Raw genomic sequence first — 2,869 nt, forward strand, 5'->3', positions numbered from 1 at the left:
TTTACAATCACAATAGCGTGCCCACCGGCGTCGCATATTGCAGTCAAGGTCTTCTTAAGACTATTAAGCGACTCCCTTACTGGTTCAATTACAGGTACAAAACTCTTTTCAGCGAGTAATTCTGACATTTCGCGAATAGTAATGAGTTCGAATTGTTTTCCGCGGAAGTATGGATAATACATACGTATGTCAGCTCCAAGTCATAGCTCGATGTAGCGGAGTCTTAATGGCATCGATCAGTCTCGAATGATCCGAACGACGCACCGATATAGACAGCGCCGCAGCTTGCAAGGACTTAGGCAAACTATCAACGAAGTCGCTTAGTAGTGCAAGATTGCGCGTCCGTTTGAGCGTACGCACCATCTCTGCATGTAACGCAACCGGGTCTAGCTCAGCGAAAAAGGCTCGCAACATCGCATGTCTCTGCGTATTGGGAACCTCCGGCACTATAACACCCATTGCTTGCAAAATTGTGATAGCTTCAGCCATGCGCAACGACTCAAAAACGGTTACTGGGCAGATTCGCGCCGGGCAGTCTACCGCTTCGCGCACCGTTGTGATTCGATAGCGGTTTGAAAGGCACATTACACCTACATCGCTCGGAACCGTTCGCATTATTCCTGCTACATGACCTTCACTAGCGATCACATTCACTTTGGCGAAAACTCGTTTGTAATCCTCGACTTGATGGTCAAGGCGTGCAAGAGAATCACGCTCCGACTTGATTTCATAGACGGTGGCAGTGCCATTCAAAATGACGAGATCAGCCTTACTACTGCCTGCACGAAACTCATTGAGCATCGAAGCTGTGCGCAGGGAATGTTTTCCCATTAACACTTTCTGGCTAATCGCTGCTCGATAGATATATTCGTCGCGCTGTCCCACGACCTTTAAAATCTCGAATGCAGAGTCGAATGTATCGCCCACAGTCCCATATGGGTCGGCATGCTCAAGCAGATTGGCTTGCCCGAGCAGCCGACGGAATAAGCTAGATTGGCCTTTTTTCGCCATCTCGCGGAAAACAGCGGCGGAGAACAGTCGAGTCAAGGCGGACAGTTGCGATGTACTATAAATGTTCCTTCTCCTACTTAAGCCGTCCACTTCGAACCAAGCAGGGTGCATAAGTAATAACCTCCCCCCGCCTCTAGCAAGAACGGCAGCATCCTTTTCCACCGTTCAGAGCCACAATTTCATCCTTACCTATCTTCAATACTAAGCGTAGACCCAGCATTAAAGATTTTTTGCCAGGTTACATAAATGGCATCCCATGCAAATATTAAGCTGGTACTCACTCCCACTCAATTATTAAAATATATAAAAATTCCTTATATATCAATATCTTAATTACTAGACGGTTTCACAATACCATGAATAATGCCATGTCGCGCATCTAAGATCAGTCAAGATTCCACGAGCCGCCGCGATATTGGTATGCACCATTGAGGATGCCTGCCAGCCAAACAGGAACAGTCGCGCTCTTGAACCCGCCGAACTGAACCAGTTGCTCGCCCTCGGTGTCCAGCATCGCCACCGGCAGCTCGGGCAGCATGCCCGTACCAATTCCACTGGGCGGAAACACGTTGCCGAAATCACGCTTCAACAGCAGGCGCGACGTGGCCTTGCCTAAAGTCATGAATGTCTCCTTGCGGACCAGCCAGTAGCACTCAACGCCCGATGCAGTGTACCGCTCCTGACGACGTGTGAAGTCGCGTAGATGCTGGTAGGAGCGTTGCAGCTCGATTACGATGGTGCGACCGGAAACCGAAAAGAGAACATCAGCCTCCCACTTGTCGCCGCTTGGTGATCGGCCCGGCACCTCGTCGCGGTTCTCGATACCCATGCCGGTTAAGGCGGCCATCACTGCGGTCTTACCCGACTTATGCCATTTTGTCTCGGGCGCAGTACTGCACTCGTCCGACAGATGGGCGAAGAAAGGCAAGCCATTGATGCTTGTCTTGAGTACTGCCGGTGCCTTGCAGCAAGGCATCATGAAGTCACCTAACTGCGCCGCCGCCTTCAACGCCTCCCACTCGGCGCCGGGAATAGAAGCCGCATCCACCGGCCGACCATCGCGGGTCCAAGCTGCTTGCGTCATAGTTGCCTCGTTGCAGAGCCGGAACGCGTGCAATCGTCCCCGAACGCCTCGTGCATCTGCCGCAACAGAATTGCCAGCTCGTCCGGGTTGCCGTCGCGACGGACTTCGGCAAGCAACTCCGCCGCATAAGTCGGATCGGCCCGGAATTGCTCGGCCATCGCCTCTCTATGTGGTCTGTCTTTCATTTGATGCCATTCTCCTAGCCAAGGTCATGATATCTGCACCATCCTTACCCCGATAATAGACGTCTATTCGTCCTCCATCACCTTTTCGTAGGTACAGCCCCGTCTGATAGAGGCCTCTTGGATTGTGAACTTCGGGCCTAATTCTATCTGTAGCGCATGCATACGCAGACCAAAGAAATCGAAATGTTGAAGGTCTGTCTTTAATTCATCAATAAATGTAGATTTATAGGCGTTTGCATCAAACCCTTGAAACGGCACTCCAGCCGTATCCAATGCAGCAAAAACTCTCGAAACCGCAGAATTAAATATCGGCAACAAGTCCAAATACACCTGCTTGGTAGGATAGCGATCTTTTTTTGCTTTGGCCCACACTCTCTCGAAGGCAAGGCCATTTTCCAGAGTGATAAATCTAGATAAAGCATTGCTCTTACCCATTGGATTTATGTGCACCGATTCACGACGTGGGTCGAGGCGACGGTAATGACTCCAACTTATTGATAGTGTTTTATGTTCAGATAATGCCCGATGACTTTGTCATGCAGCTCCACCGATTTTGAGAACGACAGCGACTTCCGTCCCAGCCGTGCCA

At 50.5% G+C, this 2,869-nt stretch carries 6 protein-coding genes; all 6 read right to left on the reverse strand.

All coding sequences use genetic code 11. The features are described 5' to 3' along the window. On the reverse strand, positions 1–182 hold a 182-nt coding region (locus ACT3R7_RS20485), incomplete at its 3' end, for a sce7725 family protein (protein ID WP_496199451.1). 7 nt (positions 183–189) lie between these two features. Next, complete coding sequence (locus ACT3R7_RS20490; RefSeq protein ID WP_192537354.1) at positions 190–1,122, reverse strand: sce7726 family protein; 933 nt, start codon at positions 1,120–1,122, stop codon at positions 190–192. A 274-nt stretch (positions 1,123–1,396) separates the two neighbouring features. Next, positions 1,397–2,095 (reverse strand): competence protein CoiA, encoded by a 699-nt coding sequence (locus ACT3R7_RS20495; RefSeq protein WP_064157305.1) that lies wholly within the window; start codon positions 2,093–2,095, stop codon positions 1,397–1,399. Next, positions 2,092–2,253: a hypothetical protein gene (locus ACT3R7_RS20500; protein WP_226940290.1), complete on the reverse strand. Its 162-nt coding sequence runs from the start codon at positions 2,251–2,253 to the stop codon at positions 2,092–2,094. The genes ACT3R7_RS20495 and ACT3R7_RS20500 overlap by 4 nt, the downstream gene beginning before the upstream one ends. 90 nt (positions 2,254–2,343) lie before the next feature. Beyond that, positions 2,344–2,715, reverse strand: coding sequence for a hypothetical protein (locus tag ACT3R7_RS20505; protein WP_226940291.1), 372 nt, complete (start codon positions 2,713–2,715; stop codon positions 2,344–2,346). Between the two features lie 56 nt (positions 2,716–2,771). Beyond that, the coding region (locus ACT3R7_RS20510; RefSeq protein ID WP_000851394.1) for an IS1 family transposase at positions 2,772–2,869 on the reverse strand (98 nt) is incomplete at its 5' end.

The sequence above is a fragment of the Halomonas sp. AOP43-A1-21 genome (assembly GCF_052376775.1).
GTDB lineage: Bacteria > Pseudomonadota > Gammaproteobacteria > Pseudomonadales > Halomonadaceae > Vreelandella > Vreelandella colorata.